Origin of the sequence: Arenibacter certesii DSM 19833 (assembly GCF_000429545.1) — a bacterium.
Classification (GTDB): Bacteria; Bacteroidota; Bacteroidia; order Flavobacteriales; family Flavobacteriaceae; genus Arenibacter; species Arenibacter certesii.
Window position 1 is genome coordinate 69,947 of the sequence record NZ_AUCB01000019.1, and the last position, 21,753, is coordinate 91,699.

Sequence of the window (21,753 nt, forward strand, 5' to 3'; positions counted from 1 at the left end):
CCTCGACACTAAATACTCAATACATAATACTAAAAAATGGAAGTACTAAAAATAGCAACAGCGGGAAGCGTAGATGACGGGAAAAGCACCCTTATTGGACGTTTGTTGTACGATACAAAATCGCTTACTGACGATAAGTTGGAAGCAATTGAAAAAACCAGTAAACAAAAAGGATACGATTATTTGGATTTCTCCTTGGTCACTGACGGACTGGTGGCAGAGAGAGAACAAGGGATTACTATTGATGTGGCACATATCTATTTTTCCACCCCAACTAAGAGTTATATAATAGCGGATACTCCTGGTCATTTGGAGTATACTAGAAACATGGTTACTGGAGCCTCTACATCGCAGGCCGCAATTATCTTGATAGATGCAAGAAAAGGGGTGATAGATCAGACTAATAGACACTTCTTTATCAATAATCTTTTAAGGATTAAAGAGGTAATCGTGGCGATCAATAAGATGGATTTGGTGGATTTTTCAGAGGAACGCTACCAAGAAATTAAGGCCGATTTTGAAGAATTGATGGGGAAACGTGATTATCAGGATCAGAAGATCACCTTTATTCCTGTTAGTGCGCTAAAAGGCGATAATGTGGTGAATCCTTCTATTAATATGCCATGGTATAAAGGGCAGACCTTGCTGGAGCATTTTGAAGACTTGGATAAGGAGGATGTGTACAATGTGGGTACACCAAGATTTCCGGTACAATATGTAATTCGACCTAAAACAGAAGAATTTCACGACTTTAGAGGGTTTGCAGGAAAGGTTTATGGAGGTGAATTAAGCGTGGGGGACGAAGTGGTAGTTTTGCCATCTATGACCAGATCTAAAATAAAAGAGATTTACTTCTATGATAAGAAGTACCAAACCGCTACAAGAAGGTCTTCCGTAACCATAACCTTGGAAGATGAGGTGAATGTGAGTAGGGGAGATATGTTGGTAAAAGTTGGTGACTTGCCTACAATAGATAAACAATTTACAGCGACGGTTTCTTGGATGGATTCCCAAAACTTAAACCTTGGTAATAAATACGTATTACAGCACGGAGTGAATAAAGTATTGGCCAAAGTAGAGAATATCCATCACAAAATAAAACCTGACTATTCGGGTGTAGATACCGAAGTAAGTGGTTTGGCAATGAATGATATTGCGCAGGTAACATTTAGATTGAACAAGCCTATTTTCTACGATACCTTTAAGGAGCACCGTACCAATGGCTCTTTCATCCTTATAGATAATCAGACCAACAATACGGCGGGGGTAGGGTTTATTGAGTAACTGTTACTCTAAGCCTAATCTCAAGGTCGAAGTTGTTGTCTCATAAATCTATTAAGTCTATAGGATAACAGTAATATTGAAAATATTAATTATTTGAATATATAAATTTAGGATCATGCAAAGTTTCAGGACAGAATTGGAAAATCCGGTAGTAGAAAAGGACATCATTGCCCTAGCCGAAAAAATCCATGAATTTAATGGAGGAAAGCTAGACGAGGAAAAGTTCCGTAGTCTACGTTTAGCCCGGGGAATTTATGGCCAGAGGCAACCAGGGGTCCAAATGATTAGAATTAAGTTACCTTATGGAAAGGTTTCTTCCCAGCAGCTAAGAAGAATTTGTGAGGTTTCCGAAGAATATTCTACTGGACGTTTGCATATAACTACACGACAAGATATTCAAATCCATTATGTAGATATTAATCGAACTCCAGAACTATGGGCCCAGTTAGAAAGGGATGCTATTACCATACGTGAAGCTTGCGGTAATACGGTACGTAATGTAACGGCCAGCGAAACGGCAGGTATAGATGTAAACGAACCTTTTGATGTTTCTCCCTATGCCCATGCTTTGTTTCAGTACTTTTTAAGAAACCCCATAAGTCAGGAGATGGGAAGAAAGTTTAAGGTTTCTTTTTCCGCTTCGGATGCGGATACCGGTCTTTCTTATATGCATGATCTTGGTTTCATCGCTAAAATTGAAAATGGTATAAGGGGATTTAAAGTGATGTTGGGCGGTGGTCTGGGTTCCCAACCAAGGCATGCCGATGAAATGTATTCTTTCTTGCCAGCAGACCAGATTATTCCCTTAATGGATGGTGTAGTGCGCGTTTTTGATCGCTATGGGGAACGCAAAAGTCGCGCTAAGGCAAGAATGAAATTCTTGCTGAAGGATGTTGGTTTGGACGGATTTAAAACATTATTGGAAGAAGAGCAGTTGGCAATTCCATTCAAATCCTATGAAATTGATGCAGATTCATATCCAAAAGTTATTGTTTCAGAGGCGGAGGTTCCTGAGGTGATCATAGAAGATCCAAACAATTTTGAACTTTGGAAATCAACTAATTTAGTGCCACAGAAACAGAAAGGGTATGTGGCGATCGGAATTAAAGTCTTGTTGGGAGATTTTTACATAGATAAAGCAAGGCAGTTAGCAGATTTAGTCGAGAAATATGCAGCTGGTGAATTCAGAATGACCTTGCGCCAAAATATATTGATACCTTATGTAAAGAAGTCTTTACTACCTTTCTTTTATCAGGAGCTTAAAAAACTCGGTTTTGTAGAAGTTGGGTACAATTCAGCGGTAGATATTACCGCCTGTCCTGGAACCGATACCTGTAACTTGGGAATTGCAAGTAGCACGGGAATTGCCGAAAAATTGGAGCAGGTGATTAAGGCAGAGTATCCACATTATATTGATAATCCAGATGTGATTATAAAAATAAGCGGGTGTATGAATGCCTGTGGACAACATAATATGGCCAATATAGGATTCCAAGGAATGTCTATCAGAACCAAAGATAAATTAGTGGCTCCAGCATTACAAGTGTTATTGGGCGGAGGTAATTTAGGTAATGGTAATGGTCGTTATGCAGATAAAGTAATAAAAATTCCAAGTAAAAGAGGACCTCAAGCACTACGTTTAATTTTAGATGATTTTGATGAAAATGGCGAAGGACAGTCCTTCGTAGATTATTACGAAGAAAAGGGGCAAATGTATTTCTATGACTTTTTAAAGCCGTTATCCAATTTGGATGATCTTACCTCCTCAGATTTTATTGATTGGGGCAATACGGAAAAGTATGAACAAGCTATTGGAGTAGGAGAATGTGCAGGAGTGGTAATCGATTTAATTGCGACCCTATTATTTGACAGTCAGGAAAAACTGGAAACGGCAAAATTAAATTTGGAAGAAGAAAAATGGGCGGCAAGTATCTATCATTCCTATTCCTCCATGGTGAACACCGCAAAAGCACTTTTGACATCAGAAAAAACCAAAGTGAATACGCATATCAGTATAATTAAGGATTTTGATAGGTTGTTTGTAGCCACAGGGAAATTTAAGCTAGAGAAAGGATTTGAGAAAACTGTACTTCAGCTAAAAGAAAATGCACCAACAGAAGCTTTTGCCAAAGCGTATTTAAAAGATGCGGAAACTTTTTTAAGTGGAGTGGAAGCGTATAGACAATTGGAACTGACAACAGCCTAAGATCATGACAAGAAAAATAGAAACAACAACGGATATAGATACCTCGACTCATGAAGGTTCCAAGAGAATTGGAAAATTAACGGTAGTAGGAGCGGGACCAGGCGATGTAGAACTTATTACGCTTAAGGCAATAAAAGTTTTGAAAGCTGCTAATGTAGTTCTTTATGACGCCCTTGTAGATACTTCCTTGCTGGAATATGCCCCTGATGCCGAGCATATTTTTGTAGGGAAAAGAAAAGGGTGTTATGCTTATCAGCAAGATCAAATTAATGAACTTATTGTAAGCAGGGCTTTAACACATGGACATGTGGTGAGGCTAAAAGGTGGTGACCCTTTTGTTTTTGGAAGAGGTGCCGAAGAAATGGAATACGCGGCCAGTAAAGGACTCAAGGTAGCTATGGTTCCAGGAATCTCCTCTTCAATGGCTGTGCCAGCTTCCCAAAATATTCCGGTGACTAAAAGAGGGGCTTCGGAAAGCTTTTGGGTAATCACAGGGACTACCAAAGATCATAAGTTGTCCGCAGAAGTGGCTTTGGCAGCCAAATCTAGCGCTACTGTAGTTATTTTGATGGGAATGAGTAAGTTGTCTGAGATTGTGGATTTGTTTAAAGAAGAGGGTAAAATAGAACTCCCGATAGCCATAATTCAAAACGGTACCTGTAAAAATGAAAAGGTTGGAATGGGCACCATAGGGACGATTAAAGATATAGTTGCCAAAAAAGAATTGAGCAATCCGGCAATCATTATTATAGGTGAGGTGGTAAGACACCGGTCCATAGTAATGGAACATGCCCAAAACATAATAAGTAACTCGCAACACCAACAAGACTCGGCAAAAGATGCATTGGATTATGCAGCACTTTTGGCTTAATCTAAAACTAAATTTAAACAAAAAAGGATGATAACGACAGATATACTAATAATAGGAGCTGGACCAACAGGTTTATTCACCGTTTTTGAAGCAGGACTATTAAAATTAAAAACGCATCTAATAGACGCATTGCCACAACCCGGTGGACAATGCTCAGAAATATATCCCAAAAAACCCATTTATGATATCCCCGCTTTCCCAGAGATTTTAGCAGGAGATCTTGTGAAAAATCTTATGCAACAGATAGCTCCTTTCGAGCCAGGTTTTACTCTGGGCGAAAGAGCACAAACTTTGGATAAATTGGATGATGGTTCCTTTATTGTTACGACCAACAAAGGAACTAAGCATCATGCTCCTGTAGTGGTTATTGCTGGAGGATTAGGTTCTTTTGAGCCTAGGAAACCATTAATTCCCTCTTTGGTTGATTTTGAGGATAAGGGCGTAGTCTATATGATAAAAGATCCAGAGGTATATCGTGATAAAAAAGTAGTGATTTCTGGGGGAGGCGATTCTGCACTGGATTGGGCTATTTTTCTTGCGGATGTAGCTTCCGAAGTTTCCCTAGTGCATAGGAGGGACGAATTTAGGGGGGCGCTGGATTCTGTAGAAAAAGCAGCAGAATTGGCAAAATTGGGAAAAATAAAATTATTTACCCAAGCCGAAGTGGTCCGCCTTTATGGTGATGATCATTTGGAAGCAGTTGTGGTAAAGCACAATGATGAGGGGAAAGGGGAAACCTATGTAGAAACAGATTTCTTTATTCCTCTGTTCGGATTGTCGCCTAAATTAGGTCCTATTGGAGATTGGGGGTTAGAAATTGAAAAGAACGCCATTAAGGTAAACAACGCCTATGATTATCAGACCAATATTCCTGGAGTGTATGCCATAGGAGATGTAAATACCTACCCTGGTAAACTAAAATTGATTTTATCTGGTTTTCACGAAGCTGCGGTTATGTGTCAAAGTGCCTACCAATTGATCAATCCAGGGAAACGTTATGTAATGAAATACACTACCGTAGGTGGAGTGGAAGGCTTTGACGGGAGTAAAAAGGAGGCCAAAAAAGAAGTGGTGCAAAGTATATTGGCTTAAACCAATAATTCCCTTGAATAAAGAGGGTTTTAGAGGACCAAAATAAATCCCGTTGGAATATTAAAATTCAACGGGATTTTATAGTTCTATAGATACACATATAGCTCAAAAAAAGTAGACCTTTCCTTGTTTTTGCAGATACTGTTATGTTACTTTGTACTTTGTTCATTATCAATTTGAAAACGTTATCAAGAAAGGCGGAGGGACTAGACCCAATGAAGCCTTAGCAACCCTTTGTTTTTTCCCAATCTTTTTGGAAGTATAAAGAAGGTGCTACGTTCTAATCCGTACGAAAGACGATAGTATCCGTTTTAAATTCGGAATAGATAACGGAAAGAAAGGCCTTCGCCCTAAACTCCTCCTTACTTGATTACGTACTATTCCAATGCATTTTTATCATGGTGTAGACTGTGGTGAATAGAAGGTGGAATACATTCTTAGTTCCTAAGAAAATGGGGAGTTTTCAATTTAAGTTAGATCCCATTTGGGCCGATTATATTTATAAAGTAGATGAAGAATATTCAGGAAGTATTAAAAGAACGGATTTTGGTGTTGGATGGTGCAATGGGTACTATGATACAGCGCCATAAGTTTACGGAGGAGGATTTTAGGGGAGATCGCTTTAAGGATTGGCCTAGTCCAGTGCAGGGGAATAATGACCTTTTGTCCCTAACCCAACCTGATACTATTGCCGATATACACCGTCAATATTTTGCAGCGGGAGCCGATATTGTAGAAACTAATACCTTTTCCAGTACCACCATTGGTATGGCAGATTATGGGATGCAAGAGATCGTATATGATCTTAATTACGAGTCGGCCAAATTAGCTAAGGAGGTAGCCGATGAATTTACAGCTAAAGAACCTCATAAGCCAAGATTTGTTGCAGGCAGTATAGGGCCTACTACAAAAACTGCAAGTATGTCTCCAGATGTAAACGACCCTGGTTTTAGGGCAATAACATTTGACGCACTGCGAGTGGCCTACAAACAGCAGGTAGAAGCGTTAATAGACGGTGGCTGTGATATATTATTAGTCGAAACTATATTTGATACCCTAAATGCCAAAGCAGCATTGTTTGCCATAGAGGAAGTTAAGGAAGAACGGGATATAGATATTCCAATAATGGTCAGTGGGACCATTACAGATGCTTCTGGGCGTACGTTGTCCGGGCAAACTGCAGAAGCATTTTTAATTTCCATTAGCCACATTCCGATTTTATCGGTGGGGTTCAATTGTGCTTTGGGAGCAAGTCAGTTAGTGCCACATTTAGAGGTACTGTCTGTAAAAACGGAACATGCCGTATCTGCACATCCCAATGCGGGATTGCCAAATGCTTTTGGGGAATACGATGAAACTCCAGAGCAAATGGCTGCTCAGATTAAGGAATATGCAGAAAAGAAATTGGTGAATATTGTTGGGGGATGCTGTGGAACAACTCCGGAGCATATTAAGGCAATGTCAGAAATAGTTAAGGATTATAGTCCTAGAACGCTTAATACTTTGATTGCACTAAATTAATGATACCCACTAAAGAAATTGTGTTAGAGGCTGGTAAGCGTGTAGCACCATATGTTCATAGGACACCGGTACTAACGTCCCGATTGTTGGATGATATTTCTGGGGCAAGATTATATTTCAAATGTGAGAACCTTCAGAAAATGGGAGCCTTTAAAATGAGAGGTGCCATAAATGCTATTATGCAATTAACAGAGGAGGAAAGAAAAGTGGGAGTGGTTACCCATTCCTCAGGGAATTTCGGTCAAGCTCTGGCATTGGCAGCGAATAATTTAGGGGTTACCGCGCATATTGTTATGCCAAGCAGTGCACCGGCAGTGAAAATAGAAGCCGTTAAGGCCTATGGAGGGAAGGTGGTGATTTCTGAACCCACTTTGAAAGCTAGGGAGCGGGAGGCAAACAAGATTGTAAAGGAAATGGGTGCGGTGTTTTTACATCCCTCTAATGACGTAAATGTAATTGTTGGTCAGGGTACCGCAGCTTTGGAGTTGCTAGAAGACTATCCAAATTTGGATTGTATTATGACTCCTGTAGGTGGAGGTGGACTTATTGCCGGTACCGCACTAGCAGCCCATTATTTTGGGATAGAATGCAAGGTGATTGGCGGGGAGCCTTTTGCAGTAGATGATGCGTACAGGTCTTTAAAGAGCGGGAAGATTGTGGATAATACAACTACCCATACCATAGCCGACGGTTTAAGAACCCATTTGGGCGATATTAATTTTCCTATTATACAATCCCTGGTCTCGGAGATTATAAGAGTGGATGAGGAAGAGATTATTGAGGCTATGAGGCTGATTTGGGAACGAATGAAAATTATAATAGAACCCTCTAGTGCTGTTCCATTTGCAGCAGTCTTACGGGAGAAGGAACAATTTAAAAACAAACATATTGGCATTATCCTCTCTGGAGGGAATGTGGATTTATTAAAATTATCATTTTTTAAACGCTAGGGGCATTTTAAAGAATACATTATATAAAAATACATGGGCTATACTGAGCAGAAAAATGCAGAAAGATATTTAAAGCTCTCCGGGTTGGAGCCATTAGTGGTTACTCCGGACAGCAATTTTGTTAATGTAGGGGAGCGCACCAATGTGGCTGGTTCTAAAAAATTTCTTAGGCTCATTAAAGAAGAGAAATTTGAGGAAGCGTTGGATATTGCTCGAGAACAGGTAGAAAATGGAGCGCAGATCTTAGACGTAAATATGGACGATGGTCTTCTTGATGGTAAGGAAGCCATGGTGAAATTTTTACACCTAATTGTTTCCGAGCCCGATATTGCTAGAGTCCCCATAATGATAGACAGTTCTAAATGGGATATTATAGAAGCTGGTCTACAGGTGGTGCAGGGAAAATGTGTGGTAAACTCTATAAGTCTTAAAGAAGGAGAGGATGAGTTTATCCGTCATGCAAAACTAATTAGACGTTATGGTGCCGCTGTTATCGTGATGGCTTTTGATGAAGTGGGCCAGGCCGATAATTATGAGAGACGGATAGAGATTTCCAAGCGTTCCTATGATATATTGGTGAACAAAGTGGGCTTCCCCCCTGAGGATATTATTTTTGACCTTAATGTTTTTCCCGTGGCAACTGGGATGGACGAGCATAAACTAAATGCGCTAGATTTTATTAAGGCGACGGCTTGGGTGAAGAAAAACTTGCCCTATTGTAGCGTTAGTGGAGGGGTGAGTAATGTGTCTTTTAGTTTTAGGGGCAACAACCCCGTTCGGGAGGCTATGCATTCGGTTTTTCTATACCATGCCATAAAAGCAGGTATGAATATGGGAATCGTAAACCCTAGTATGCTAGAAATATACGACGATATTCCCAAAGACCTTTTGGAGCATGTGGAGGATGTAATGCTTAACCGAAGAGAAGATGCTACAGAAAGGTTACTGGATTTTGCCGAATCGGTAGTAGGGAAAGCTAAAGAGAATAAGATAGACCTGACTTGGAGGGAAGACCCTATACAAAATAGGATTACGAGGGCTTTAGTAAAGGGAATAGATCAATTTATTGTAGAGGATGTAGAAGAAGCCAGATTAAGTGTAGATGCGCCTATTCAAGTAATTGAGGGTCATTTGATGATTGGAATGAACGTGGTTGGGGATTTGTTCCAGAGCGGTAAAATGTTTTTGCCGCAAGTGGTTAAATCTGCCCGAGTAATGAAAAAGGCAGTGGCCTATTTATTGCCGTTTATTGAAGAAGAAAAGCTTAAGAATCCTGTCCAGGAAGGTAGTAGCTCCTCTGCTGGAAAAATATTAATGGCAACCGTAAAAGGGGATGTACACGATATTGGTAAGAATATTGTAAGTGTAGTCTTGGCTTGTAACAACTACGAAATTGTGGATCTTGGAGTTATGGTGCCGCCAGAAAAAATAATTGCAACTGCCAAAGAAGAAAATGTAGATATTATTGGTTTAAGTGGATTAATAACACCTTCATTGGATGAAATGGTCTTCCTAGCAAAAGAAATGGAACGGCAAAACTTTACAGTGCCCCTGCTTATTGGTGGAGCTACCACCAGTAAGGCGCATACTGCCGTTAAGATAGATCCACAGTATAATAGTGCGGTGGTGCATGTGAACGACGCTTCTCGCGCAGTGACCGTAGTAGGGGATTTATTGCAAAAGGATGGATCTACTAAATACAAGGAAAATATTAAACTAGATTATGCCGATTTTAGAGAGAAATTCCTAAAAAGAGGCAGACATAGGGAATATATAAAACTGGAAGATGCCAGGGCAAACAAGTATCAAGTAGATTGGGAAAACTCCGCTATTGTGAAACCTAATCAATTAGGGATTCAGATTATTGAGAATATAGATCTAAGAGATTTGGAACCTTATATTGACTGGTCTCCTTTCTTTAGGAGTTGGGAATTGCATGGTAGATATCCAGATATATTGGAGGATGAGGTGGTTGGACCACAAGCGAAGGAGCTCTTTGCCGATGCCAAGATGATGATGCAAAAGATTTTGGATGAAAAACTTTTCAAAGCCAAGGGGATTTTTGGTCTGTTTCCTGCTAATATGGTCAATGATGACGATATTGAACTTATCCATAATGGGGAGAAGACCCATTTTAGAACCCTAAGGCAACAGTCAAAAAAGTATGTGGGTAAACCTAATTTTGCTTTAGCCGATTTTATTGCACCAAAAGAAAGTGGCATAGAAGATTATATAGGATGTTTTTGTGTTACTGCCGGATTTGGTACGGATGAGCTGGCCGATAAGTACCGTGAGAATTTGGACGATTACAACAGTATTATGGTGAAAGCCTTGGCGGACAGATTTGCGGAGGCATTTGCTGAATATTTACATAAGGAAGTGAGAATGGTGCATTGGGGATATGCTTCCAATGAAGGCCTAACTAACGAAGAGTTGATTAAAGAATCGTACAAGGGAATTAGACCTGCACCCGGATACCCTGCCTGTCCAGACCATTTGGAGAAATTAACTATTTGGGAGTTGCTGCAGGTAGAGGAGAAAATAGGTGTTCAATTAACGGATAGTCTGGCTATGTGGCCTGCAGCTAGTGTTAGTGGGTACTATTTTGCTAATGAAGAGGCGCGTTATTTTGGACTAGGGAAAATTAAAGAAGACCAGGTGGACGATTTTGCCGCACGAAAAAACATCCCTGTGGAAGAGGCTAGTAGATGGTTGGCTCCCAATATTGCAGATGATTAAATTGATGATTTGTTGATTTGGAGATGAGTTAGTTTGGAGATGTGGGAATTTGAAAACGTATAATTACATCAATAATTTAAATAAGTTAATGATTCCTTTTAATGATTTTTCACTGCGTTAGGGATAGAAACGGTATCTTTTTTAGGTTTTGCACCTAAAAAAATTAAGTGGATAGCCCGGTCCCTTTTGGGAAACGCCAAAATCCATATTCAGCTTGTAAGCGTTAAAAAAGAATTGGTTCATTTTTCGGGTAATGGAGAATAAGAGAGTATTGAATTTTAAAATTAAACACCTTCCTTCTAGAGGGTATTGAGAAAGAGCATGAAAGTAACAGAACATTTGGAGAGTGCCAAGGGGAAGACCTTGTTTTCGTTTGAGATAATCCCGCCGGTTAAAGGGAGAAATATTCAGGAATTATATGATAACATTGATCCGTTGATGGAGTTTAATCCGCCTTTTATTGATGTTACCACCTCTAGGGAGGAGATTGTGTATTTGGAAAAAGATGGGTTGTTTGATAAAAAATTGACTCGTATGCGCCCGGGAACGGTGGGTATTTGTGCTTCTCTACAGCATAAATATGGCGTAGATACGGTGCCCCATGTACTTTGTGGGGGCTTTACCAAGGAGGAAACCGAGTATTTATTGGTGGATTGCCATTATTTAGGAATTCATAATGTAATGGCTCTAAGGGGCGATGCACGTAAAGGGGAGCAATATTACACGCCTACACTAGGTGGGCATTGTTATGCTTCCGAACTGGTAGGGCAGATTCGTGATCTTAATTCCGGTAAATATTTGCATGCAACTGTGGAGAGCGAAAATTGTGGTGATTTCTGTATTGGGGTGGCTGGTTATCCCGAGAAACACATGGAGGCTCCTTCCTTAGAATCGGACCTCAAAAGATTGAAAGACAAAGTAGATGCAGGTGCCGATTATGTGGTGACTCAAATGTTTTTCGATAATAATCGATTTTTTAAGTTTGTAAATGCAGCTAGAGAAATGGGAATAGAGGTGCCAATTATCCCTGGTATAAAACCTATTGCCGTTAAAAGACACATGCAAATATTGCCTCAAGTATTTAAAATAGATTTACCGCAGGACTTGGTAAATGCAGTGGATGCTTGCGCCAATAATGCAGCTGTAAGGCAGGTAGGGATTGAATGGGCTATTCAGCAATCCAAGGAGCTGAAAGAGGCCGGGGTTCCCGTACTACATTACTATTCTATGGGGAAATCGGACAATATAAAGGCCATCGCCAAAGAGTTGTTCTAGAGAACTATTTATTAAATGAAGATAATATTGTTTAATTGGGATGCAATTAATAAAACAGGAGTTGCTATAAGGCTGTTTTCTAAAAACTACTAATTGAACCCTTATTTTAATGAAAGGCCCCCAGTCTTATCTGGGGGTTCAGGGGTTAACTAGTATGTTTTATAAGCGCATTTATAAAAATCCACCCCTTTTCAAATTTTCCCTACATTTGCTGTTCATGAAACAACGTTTATTTCTATTATGCTGTCTTTGGACAGCATTTTGTATTTCACAGGACCACAAGGAGAAGTATACCTTGGATATTAACCAGTTTTACGGTTCTGTGCTCTTGCATAATAATTACATCTCCCATTTAATTACTTCGCACCCCGGAGGACTCATAGCAAGCTTCAATAGGAAGACTTATGGAGATGAAGAATGGCATCAACTTTTTAATTATCCTGATACCGGGGTTTCTTTTGTATACCAAAATATGAACAATAGTACCTTGGGGGAGAACTTTGGAATTTATGCCCATTATAATTTTTACTTTTTAAATAGAAATCTTCAGTTTAGGCTGGGGCAGGGTATAGCTTATAACACCAATCCATTTGATAAGAATAAGAACTTTAGGAATAATGCCTATGGTACGCATTTATTGAGTTCTACCTATCTTATGTTGAATTACCATAAGGAGAATGTTATTGATGGATTAGGGTTTAAGGCGGGCTTGTCTGTAATTCATTATTCCAATGCCAATGTAAAGGCCCCAAACACCTCTACCAATACCCTAGTATTAAATGTAGGTCTTACCTATGATTTAGATGGGGGCTTGGAAAAGGACTATATAAAAATTGAAAACAGGAAAAAAGTGACTGAGCCAGTGAGGTTTAATTTGGCTTTTAGGACAGGGATAAATGAGAGTGATATAGTAGGTTCTGGTCAGTTTCCATTTTATATATTTTCTGCCTATGCAGATAAACGATTTGGAAGAATTAGTGCCTTGCAAATTGGGGCTGACCTGTATTTTTCTAATTTTTTAAAGGAGTTGATACGATATAGGTCCATTTCATTTCCGGAATATAATGTTAAGGCTACCGATGATTATAAGCGTGTTGGTGTAGTTGTGGGACACGAATTGTTTATCAATAAAATATCGATTATTTCACAATTAGGCTATTATGTCTATTATCCCTATGATTTTGAGGGTAGGGTGTATAATAGGATAGGGCTAAAACGATATTTTTCAGATAAAATTTATGGCGCAATTACGTTAAAATCACATGGTGCTAAAGCCGAAGCCGTAGAATTTGGAGTTGGGATAAGAATGTGATGTTTAGATAATATGGAGAATTTAAATATGGTCGATTTTTTAAAATTAGGGCTGCTAATGTTCCTCCCGCTGCTACTATGGAACTGCAATAGTGAAAATGCGCCAGATTGTTTTCAGAATGCGGGTACCATTAGCAGGGAGACAGTGGTGGTTCCCAATTTCACAAAAATAACGGTCTACGAAAATGTACAACTAACCATTAAAGAGGGAGCAGTTACTAAGGTGGAAGTGGAAACTGGAAAATATTTGCGCAATGAGGTGTCGATTACCGTAGAGGAAGGTAGATTACTGCTCCGTGATACCAATTCCTGTAATTTCACCCGTAAATACGGAATTACCCATGTGTATGTTACTGTGCCCAATATTACAGAAATAAGAAGCAGTACAGGTCTGGCCATCAACAGTGAAGGTGTGCTATCTTTTCCGAATCTAGATCTTATATCGGAGAGCTTTAACGATCCTGAGGCTAAATTTACCAGTGGGGAATTTAATCTAGAGTTGGATTCTGAAAAGGTAAGCATTGTCTCTAACGGACTTTCCTATTTTAATTTGCGGGGAAAAGCAACTAGTTTTAATATCATGTTTGCTGCTGGTGATTCGCGCTTAGAAGCGGAGTTGTTCTTAGCGGATAATATAAGTGTAAACCATAGAGGTTCCAATGATATGCGGATTAATCCCCAAGCCTCTTTAAAAGGTGTTTTACGGGGTACGGGAGATGTCGTTAGTTTTAACAGACCGACCGAAGTAGCCGTAGAACAATTATATAAAGGAAGGCTTATCTTTATGGAGTAAGACATTGGTTATGTGATGTAAACCTTGGCTAGTCCTATCTTTAAGCTGGTTGTCTAGAACAACTGCTGCATGGAACCAAGAAGTCTGTTTTAAAATATAGCCACTTTAATGTTGGAATATGAGTTTAAGATAAATGAATAACGCATCTGTTGTCCCATGAATCCTATTTTAAAGTATGTGCGTGATTTTTTAGCTTCCCGTAGGGTAGTGGGACGGGATGTCCAATTGTCTGGAAAGGTGGGGGCAGATCATTTGCTACAACAGCTTATAGATGATAAAAAGGTTCCCGGATTGGCAATTAGCGTCCGTAAGAATAACCAGGTGTTCTTCCAAAAAGGGTATGGGTTTTCCAATGTGGAGCGTCAGACGCCTATAAATCCCGAAGAAACTATTTTTAGGATAGCAAGTGTATCCAAGCCTATTGCAGCAACGGCCTTGGCCGTTATGGTAGCGGAAGGACAATTGGATTTAGATGCTTCCTTTTATCAATACGTGCCTTATTATCCTAAAAAGGAATATGATTTTACCATTCGTCAATTGGCAAGTCACACCGCTGGAATTAGGGGGTATAAAGGAGTGGAATATGGGTTGAATCTTCCCATGGGAATTAAAGAAAGCCTTAAGATATTTAAAGATGATCCACTAGTTTTTAAGCCAGGCACACAATATTTATATACAAGTTTTGCTTGGGTTTTAATTTCTTTGGCTATAGAGGAAATTAGTGGTGTCCCTTTTGCAGACTATGTTCAGATAAAAGTATTGAAACCCTTTGGACTAAAGAATACCGTTCCGGAAATACCAGAGGAAGCCATTGCCAATATGTCTAGTTTCTATTCTAGGAGCAGATCAGGATTTAGAGCGGCTATCCCCGTAGATAATCGTTATAAATTGGCCGGAGGTGGCTATTTATCTACAGCGGTTGATATAGCAAATTTTGGGCAAGCATTTTTAGATTCTTCTTCAGAGGTGGTTCCGGATATGTCCCAATTCCTTACATCGACTGTTATTGAGGGTGGTGCTACCTATTACGGCTTGGGTTGGCAGGTGAGCGAAGATAAATTGAACAGACCGTATTTTGGCCATGTGGGCAATGGGGTAGGTGGCTATGCCGTGTTTTATGTATATCCAGAAGAAGATATGGTGTTTTCTATACTTACCAACTCTACTAATCCTAGAATTCAAGAAACCTTGGAAGAAGTGGTTTCTATGCTAATAGGTGGTCGTTCTTAAGGTATTAATATTTCTTTATTTTAAAAAAAACTGGGAGGTATGATTTACTGGGGAATTAATTTAACGCATCCATAGGTTAGGTAATTGGGGTAAATTATTTATCTTCATAGCTTGGTTAAATTAATAGAAAAGAAATGAAAAAAACTATTGCTCTTTTTGTCTTCGCCATTGCGTTGACATCATGTAAAATGAATCAAAAATCAGATTCGGAGAAAGTAGATGCTTCCATTGATGAAGTGAAATCTACAGCAACAACCGATTCCGAGGATTGGATTTATCTTTTTGACGGAACCTCTACTGAAGGATGGCGTGCCTATAATGGCGATGCCTTGCCACCAGGTTGGACCATTAAAGATAGCACATTAACGTTCGATACCGAATTGGGCATGGAGCAAGATTATACAGGTGGAACTGATATTATCTACGGTGCCGAAGAATTTGACAATTTTGAATTGTATTTGGAATGGAAACTACCAAAAGGTGGGAATAGTGGTGTTTTTTATCACTTAAAGGAGAATATACCCAATGAGGGGCCTGCAACCATTTCACCAGAATATCAGCTTATTGATGATGAGAACTATGCGTCCATTCACGACCTAACTTCCTATAACTTAAATTTGGGGAATACAGAAAATCCAGAAGCACTTCAGCCGCTACAGCAGACCGCTTCGGATTACGCAATGCATGCTGCAGACCCTTCAAAAAAAGTGTTGCACCCAGTAGGGGAATGGAACACTACCAAAATAGTTTTTACTCCAGAAAAAGTAGAGCACTGGCTTAACGGTCAGAAAGTATTGTCTTTTGTTCCATGGTCAGAGGACTGGTACGAGAAGAAAAATACGGGTAAGTGGAAGGATGCCGAAAACTATGGTCGATTTAAAACCGGTTATATAGGCTTACAAGATCACTCCAGTCCTATTTGGTTCAAGAATATTAAAATTAAAAAATTATAACCACCACTTTCAGGTTGTTCAGTATAGTTTAATCTGGTAAATAACCACTTCATGGAAAGACTAATGATTCCCTAAAGTTGGGTGAGAGACCAAGGTTTTGACTATCATGGAAGACCACTAATAAACACAAGAAATGAAAAAAAGAGACTTTCTAAAAAGTACCGCGGCACTGGGATTAACCGCACTTTTGCCTACTTCAATTTGGGCCTTGTCCAAAAACGGTCGATTACGTACAGCTCATATAGGGGTGAGTAGTATGGGGGGAGCAGATTTGGCTGCTATCTCCTCGCACCCATTGGTAGATGTAGTAGCCCTGTGCGATGTAGATTCAAATGCTCTCGCCCAAGCTAAGAAATTACATCCAAATGCAGCTACTTATAAGGACTATAGGGTGATGTTAAAGGAGATGAAGAGCGGTATTGATGCCGTTATTGTATCTACTCCAGATCACACCCATGCACCAGCTTCTATGATGGCTATGGACATGGGCAAGCCAGTCTATTGTCAAAAACCCTTAACACACCATGTGGTTGAAGCAAGAGCTATGCGTAAAAAAGCAAAAGAGAAGAATTTGGTAACCCAAATGGGTATCCAGGTGCATTCTTTCTACGATTATAAATTGGCAACCTTGTTAATTCAATCTGGGATAATAGGGAAAGTAAGTACGGTTAGAGCTTGGTCACCTAAAAACTGGGGTTATGATGGTCCAGAACCTACAGGGTCGGATCCCGTTCCTGAGACTTTGGATTGGAACCTTTGGTTGGGGACTTCTGCAGAACGGCCTTATAAAGAAGGGTACTACCACCCTGGTAATTGGAGAAAGTTAATGGATTACGGTTGTGGTACCTTGGGAGATATGGGAGTACATATTTTTGATACGCCTTACAATGCCTTGCAATTAGATGTTCCCATGACTATTACAAATAAATGTAGAAAACCTAATGGATTTGGATTCCCAGAGAAAAATACAGTTACGTATACCTTTCCTAAAACCCCATATACAACAGAAACCTTAAAATGGGTTTGGTATGACGGTGTAGGTGCCCCCGAAAAACACAAGGACCTTTTACTGCCTAATAACGAAAAGTTACCAGAGCAGGGAGCTATGTTCATAGGTGAAAAAGGAAGGCTATTGTTGCCTCATTTTATGGAACTACCAAGGCATATTGTGGATGGTAAATATCAGGAACTTGATCTGTCTGTTATAAAGGAATCCGATAATCTGGGCGAACCTGTTAAGAGTTATGATGAAGAAGGAGAGAAGCATTATCACGAATTTGTAGATGCTTGCTTGGGCAAGGCGGAATGCAGTGCCCCTTTTGAGTATTCGGCCCGACTTACAGAAACGATATTACTGGGTGTAATTGCCGGTCGTTTTCCTAATAAAACCCTGCATTGGGATAGTAAAGCTGCTAAATTCTCGGAAGAAGAGGCGAATAAATTCTTAGATGCCCCTTATCGGGATTTTTAAAAGACAGCATATTTTAAATATTAAAAGCTTGGTGAACTTCTTTATTATGGGGTCTGCCAAGCTTTTTTTTATTATTTCCTTGAAACAGTAGGATCAATGTACTTGTTAAACGCAAAAATTATTGGCAGATCGAGACAAGGGTTCCTCCTTTATCAGTAAAATGGAATGCCAAAATCCCTAACTATTTTTATTGTAATTTGCAGCAAACGACAATCATGTATCAACTTTCATATCAGTCCACGGCTACTCATGGGATTTCTCCAGATGATATTCAAACGATATTACAAACCGCTAGAGCTCGGAATAAGGAAATTGGAATTACTGGCTGTCTGGTATTTCATAATTCTTGTTTTATTCAAATTGTAGAAGGCAAAAAGAAACAAGTGAAATCCTTGTTTCAAGATATTAAACGGGATAGTAGACATAATAATATACGCTTGTTATGGGAAGGAAAATTTGAAGAACGTAGCTTTAATGATTGGTGCATGGGGTATTTTGACTCTACTAATGAGGGTAGAGATGGTGAAAATATAAAGGCTTTTGAGCAAAATTTAATGCTGCTTTCCGAGCTTTCAGATACAACTTCGGCAACCTTGCGCATATTTTGGGTAGGAGTAGGCAAACTTTTAAAGGAGAAAGGATGCTAACCAGATTAGAGGTCTAATCTAGATGTAGCCAATTATATTACCTCTCTATTGGTTGATAAACCATGAATTAGCAGTTTCAATTTTAGGCGGATTTATGCCTGTGTCAATTCCGAGAAAAGGTTTTCTAAATTTTTGTTTTTTCTGCTGAGTTGCAAAGTTTTTAGCTGGTTATCATAAGCGAAATCGAACACTGACGATCGCATATCCTTTTGGGTGTCAAATGTAATCTCATAAACAAAACCACCTATATTTTTTACGGTAGTAGCGTATTCCAGATTCTTTAAAAAAACTTCTTCCACTCTAAAGTCGAACTCTACTATCAACACTTGTTTTTCCTCCTTTCGCAGTTCCGATAGCGTTTTATCCGCCACTATGTTCCCCTTATTAATTATCAGTACTCTATCACATACCGCTTCTACCTCTTTCATAATATGTGTAGATAATAGAATGGTTTTGTCCTTACCTATTTCCCTTATTAGATTTCTTATGTCTAGCAATTGATTAGGATCTAGTCCTGTAGTAGGTTCGTCCAAGATTAGTACCTCGGGATCGTGCAGTAAGGCAGCCGCTAGGCCCACTCTTTGTCGGTATCCTTTGGAGAGCTGTCCTATTTTTTTATGGGCTTCTGGCGTTAATCCGGTCTGCTCTATTACTTTAGCTATTCTTTCTTTGCCCACTTTGTACACGGAGGCATTAAAATCCAGATATTCTTTTACATACATATCTAGGTAAAGAGGATTGTGCTCGGGAAGGTATCCAATGCTTTTTTGAACCTCTTTTGGTTCTTCAAGCACATCATGGGAATTTACCGCTGCACTGCCTTGGTCAGGGGTGTGATAAGTGGTTAATATTTTCATCATGGTGGACTTGCCAGCACCGTTAGGGCCTAAAAATCCAACAATTTCTCCTTTGTTTATGGTGAAAGAAACATCATTCAACACGGTTTGATCACCGAAGGATTTTATAATATTTTTTGCGACAATGGACATGGGTTACTTTTTACCAAAAATAAGGTAAATTAGGTAATATGTGTTTTCTTGTGCTTGTAGTGGTATTAATTTTTATTGACATTGTCGTGAGGTATAGGGAAGTTTGTGATTTACAAGCCTTTGCGAGTGTGAGATTCGTAATGAGGGGAGGCTTTCAAGGGCGATTCCATAAATAGAAGGGTGTAAAATTGTAAAAAATAAAATAATAATAATTTTTAGTGAAAGTTTTGGAATTAATTATTACATTAGCCCCAGTTTTAAAAGAAAATGACAAAGCAATATTTCTGGAACGGATTCTATTTTTACTTCTTTTTTCAAAGAGGCATGGGGCTGTTCTAACATATTTTAAACGTATATATAGATAAAAGTCCCGTGTAAACAGGGACTTTTTTTTTGGATTAAACTAAGGTAAATTCTCTTCGAAGAATAATATAAATGGGGTTAAAAATAGCAATTCAAGGTATAAAGGGTTCTAATCACCATCAGGTAGCAAAGAACTATTTTGGAGATGATGTTCAGTATGTGGAATGTCGCTCCTTTGATAATTTAGTAGATCAATTGTTGCTGAAAACTGTTGATACAGGGGTAATGGCTATTGAGAATTCCATAGCAGGATCAATTATTCCAAATTACGCACTGGTATACAGCAAAAATTTGCACATTATAGGAGAGCAGTATTTAAATATTCACCACCATTTAATGGTCTTAAAAGGCCAGACAATGGAAGATATTAAAGAGGTACATTCTCATCCCATGGCTTTGCTGCAGTGCAAGGAGTTTTTTAGGGATTATAGTCATATAAAGTTGGTAGAGGATATAGATACGGCCGAAACAGCCAAAAGAATCCAGGAAAACCAATTAGTAGGTATTGCTGCAATTGCGCCAAAAGTAGCTGCAGAACTCTATGATCTAGATATTATACAGAGTAACATTCAAACCATTAAGGAGAATTCCACTCGGTTTATTATTGTTAAAACACAGAATAAAGTTTGGCCCAAGGAGGAGATAAATAAAGCATCTATACGTTTTCTTACAGATCACAAGAGGGGTAGCTTGGCTACAGTGTTGAATGTGATGAGCGATTGCAATTTAAACCTTACCAAAATTCAATCCTTGCCGGTTATAGAAATGCCTTGGAAGTATTCCTTTTTTGTGGATGTAACTTTTGAAGAATATCAGCACTTTGAAAAAGCAAAATCCCTGCTCGGAATTATGACGGAGGAATTTAAAGTGTTGGGAGAATATAAAAAAGCCAAAAGAATATGAAAATCGCAGATAGATTAAATACGGTGGAAGAGTATTACTTCTCTAAAAAATTGAGAGAGGTAAGAGGATTAATGGCAGAAGGAAGACCTGTAATCAACATGGGAATAGGGAGTCCGGATTTGGCGCCCTCCCAAGAGGTTTTAAGTGCCGTTACGGAGGCAATTGCCCATGATGGGGCGCATCAATATCAAAGTTATCAGGGATTGCCCGAACTGAGGGAAGCTTTTGTTGCATTTTATAGGAATAAGTTTAATGTGACAATTAATCCCCAAACTGAAGTTTTGCCGTTAATGGGGTCTAAAGAGGGTATCATGCATATTAGTATGGCCTTTTTAAATAAGGGGGATGAAGCATTAATTCCAAATCCAGGATATCCTACGTATACTTCGGTTACAAAACTGGTAGAGGCGGTGCCTAGATATTATGACCTTAAAGAAGATAATGGTTGGTTTCCAGATGTAAAGGCGTTAGAGGCGCAGGACCTTTCAAGGGTAAAGGTAATGTGGACTAGTTATCCCCACATGCCTACTGGCGCTACAGCAACTGTTGCGCAATTGGAGGAGCTGGTTTCCTTTGCTAAAAGAAATGATATTCTATTAGTGAACGACAATCCTTATAGTTTTGTGTTGAACGATCACCCCATCAGTATTTTAGGAATAGACGGTGCTATGGATGTGGCGCTCGAATTAAATTCGCTTAGTAAAACCTTTAATATGGCTGGTTGGAGAGTAGGTATGGTGCTGGGGAATGCCCAGCATATTGATGCTATATTAAAAGTGAAGAGCAATATGGATTCGGGAATGTTCTACGGTATCCAAAAAGGAGCTATAGCCGCTTTGAATAGTGATGATGCTTGGTTTAAAGAGCTTAGTAGGGTGTATAACAAGCGAAGGGAGTTAATATTTAAATTGGCCGATAAGTTGAACTGTGTTTATGATAGGACTGCCGTTGGAATGTTTGTTTGGGCCAAACTACCAGAGGGGATAATCTCGGCAGAAAACTTTATTGATGAGGTGCTCTACGATAAAAATATATTTATTACTCCAGGTACAATATTTGGGAGTAATGGGGAGGGATATATAAGATTCTCACTCTGCGTAAAAGCCGATCAAATAAAAGAAGCAATAGATAGATTTTAATATAGTAAGAATAGAT

At 39.2% G+C, this 21,753-nt stretch carries 17 protein-coding genes and 1 riboswitch; of the genes, 16 read left to right on the forward strand and 1 reads right to left on the reverse strand.

All coding sequences use genetic code 11. The features are described from left to right. Positions 1-36 precede the first annotated feature (36 nt). The 14 genes from G466_RS0111325 to G466_RS23155 all read left to right on the forward strand — a co-directional run bounded on the left by G466_RS0111325 (position 37) and on the right by G466_RS23155 (position 18,343). Complete coding sequence (locus G466_RS0111325) at positions 37-1,284, forward strand: sulfate adenylyltransferase subunit 1 (protein ID WP_026813773.1); 1,248 nt, start codon at positions 37-39, stop codon at positions 1,282-1,284. A gap of 115 nt (positions 1,285-1,399) precedes the next feature. Further along, positions 1,400-3,490, forward strand: coding sequence for a HEPN domain-containing protein (locus G466_RS0111330; protein WP_026813774.1), 2,091 nt, complete (start codon positions 1,400-1,402; stop codon positions 3,488-3,490). A gap of 4 nt (positions 3,491-3,494) precedes the next feature. Further along, a complete protein-coding gene (cobA, locus tag G466_RS21845) occupies positions 3,495-4,361 on the forward strand; it encodes a uroporphyrinogen-III C-methyltransferase (protein WP_051315619.1) in 867 nt (288 codons plus the stop codon). A 27-nt stretch (positions 4,362-4,388) separates the two neighbouring features. After that, complete coding sequence (locus tag G466_RS0111340; protein WP_026813775.1) at positions 4,389-5,453, forward strand: NAD(P)/FAD-dependent oxidoreductase; 1,065 nt, start codon at positions 4,389-4,391, stop codon at positions 5,451-5,453. 182 nt (positions 5,454-5,635) lie between these two features. Continuing rightward, a riboswitch (SAM riboswitch) is annotated at positions 5,636-5,786 on the forward strand. Positions 5,787-5,963: 177 nt separating this feature from the next. After that, the gene (locus G466_RS0111345; protein WP_026813776.1) at positions 5,964-6,974 is read left to right on the forward strand and encodes a homocysteine S-methyltransferase family protein; all 1,011 of its coding nucleotides are present in this window, start codon (positions 5,964-5,966) and stop codon (positions 6,972-6,974) included. Then, positions 6,974-7,924, forward strand: coding sequence for a threonine ammonia-lyase (locus G466_RS0111350; protein ID WP_051315620.1), 951 nt, complete (start codon positions 6,974-6,976; stop codon positions 7,922-7,924). The genes G466_RS0111345 and G466_RS0111350 overlap by 1 nt, the downstream gene beginning before the upstream one ends. A 33-nt stretch (positions 7,925-7,957) precedes the next feature. Next, on the forward strand, positions 7,958-10,663 hold the full coding sequence (gene metH, locus G466_RS21850) for a methionine synthase (RefSeq protein ID WP_084418809.1): 2,706 nt from the start codon (positions 7,958-7,960) through the stop codon (positions 10,661-10,663). Positions 10,664-10,984: 321 nt separating this feature from the next. Continuing rightward, entirely contained in the window at positions 10,985-11,938 is a 954-nt protein-coding gene (metF, locus tag G466_RS0111360; RefSeq protein WP_026813778.1) for a methylenetetrahydrofolate reductase [NAD(P)H], read from the forward strand. 217 nt (positions 11,939-12,155) lie between these two features. Beyond that, a complete protein-coding gene (locus G466_RS0111365) occupies positions 12,156-13,250 on the forward strand; it encodes an acyloxyacyl hydrolase (RefSeq protein WP_026813779.1) in 1,095 nt (364 codons plus the stop codon). Between the two features lie 12 nt (positions 13,251-13,262). Next, entirely contained in the window at positions 13,263-14,042 is a 780-nt protein-coding gene (locus G466_RS0111370) for a head GIN domain-containing protein (RefSeq protein ID WP_229797203.1), read from the forward strand. 156 nt (positions 14,043-14,198) lie between these two features. Next, the gene (locus tag G466_RS0111375) at positions 14,199-15,272 is read left to right on the forward strand and encodes a serine hydrolase domain-containing protein (protein WP_026813781.1); all 1,074 of its coding nucleotides are present in this window, start codon (positions 14,199-14,201) and stop codon (positions 15,270-15,272) included. Positions 15,273-15,406: 134 nt separating this feature from the next. Then, positions 15,407-16,225 (forward strand): 3-keto-disaccharide hydrolase, encoded by an 819-nt coding sequence (locus tag G466_RS0111380; protein WP_026813782.1) that lies wholly within the window; start codon positions 15,407-15,409, stop codon positions 16,223-16,225. A 133-nt stretch (positions 16,226-16,358) separates the two neighbouring features. Then, positions 16,359-17,696, forward strand: a complete 1,338-nt coding sequence (locus G466_RS0111385) for a Gfo/Idh/MocA family protein (RefSeq protein ID WP_026813783.1) — start codon at positions 16,359-16,361, stop codon at positions 17,694-17,696. Between the two features lie 215 nt (positions 17,697-17,911). Then, the gene (locus tag G466_RS23155; RefSeq protein WP_051315621.1) at positions 17,912-18,343 is read left to right on the forward strand and encodes a BLUF domain-containing protein; all 432 of its coding nucleotides are present in this window, start codon (positions 17,912-17,914) and stop codon (positions 18,341-18,343) included. 92 nt (positions 18,344-18,435) lie between these two features. On the opposite strand, the gene gldA is transcribed toward G466_RS23155, so the two are convergent. Next, entirely contained in the window at positions 18,436-19,332 is an 897-nt protein-coding gene (gldA, locus tag G466_RS0111395; protein WP_026813784.1) for a gliding motility-associated ABC transporter ATP-binding subunit GldA, read from the reverse strand. 435 nt (positions 19,333-19,767) lie between these two features. Here gldA and G466_RS0111405 point away from each other — a divergent pair, with 435 nt between their 5' ends. Together G466_RS0111405 and G466_RS0111410 are read left to right on the forward strand one after the other, a co-directional pair. Beyond that, positions 19,768-20,598 (forward strand): prephenate dehydratase, encoded by an 831-nt coding sequence (locus G466_RS0111405; RefSeq protein WP_026813785.1) that lies wholly within the window; start codon positions 19,768-19,770, stop codon positions 20,596-20,598. Beyond that, complete coding sequence (locus tag G466_RS0111410) at positions 20,595-21,737, forward strand: pyridoxal phosphate-dependent aminotransferase (RefSeq protein ID WP_026813786.1); 1,143 nt, start codon at positions 20,595-20,597, stop codon at positions 21,735-21,737. Before G466_RS0111405 ends, G466_RS0111410 begins: the two co-directional genes overlap by 4 nt. Positions 21,738-21,753 lie beyond the last annotated feature (16 nt).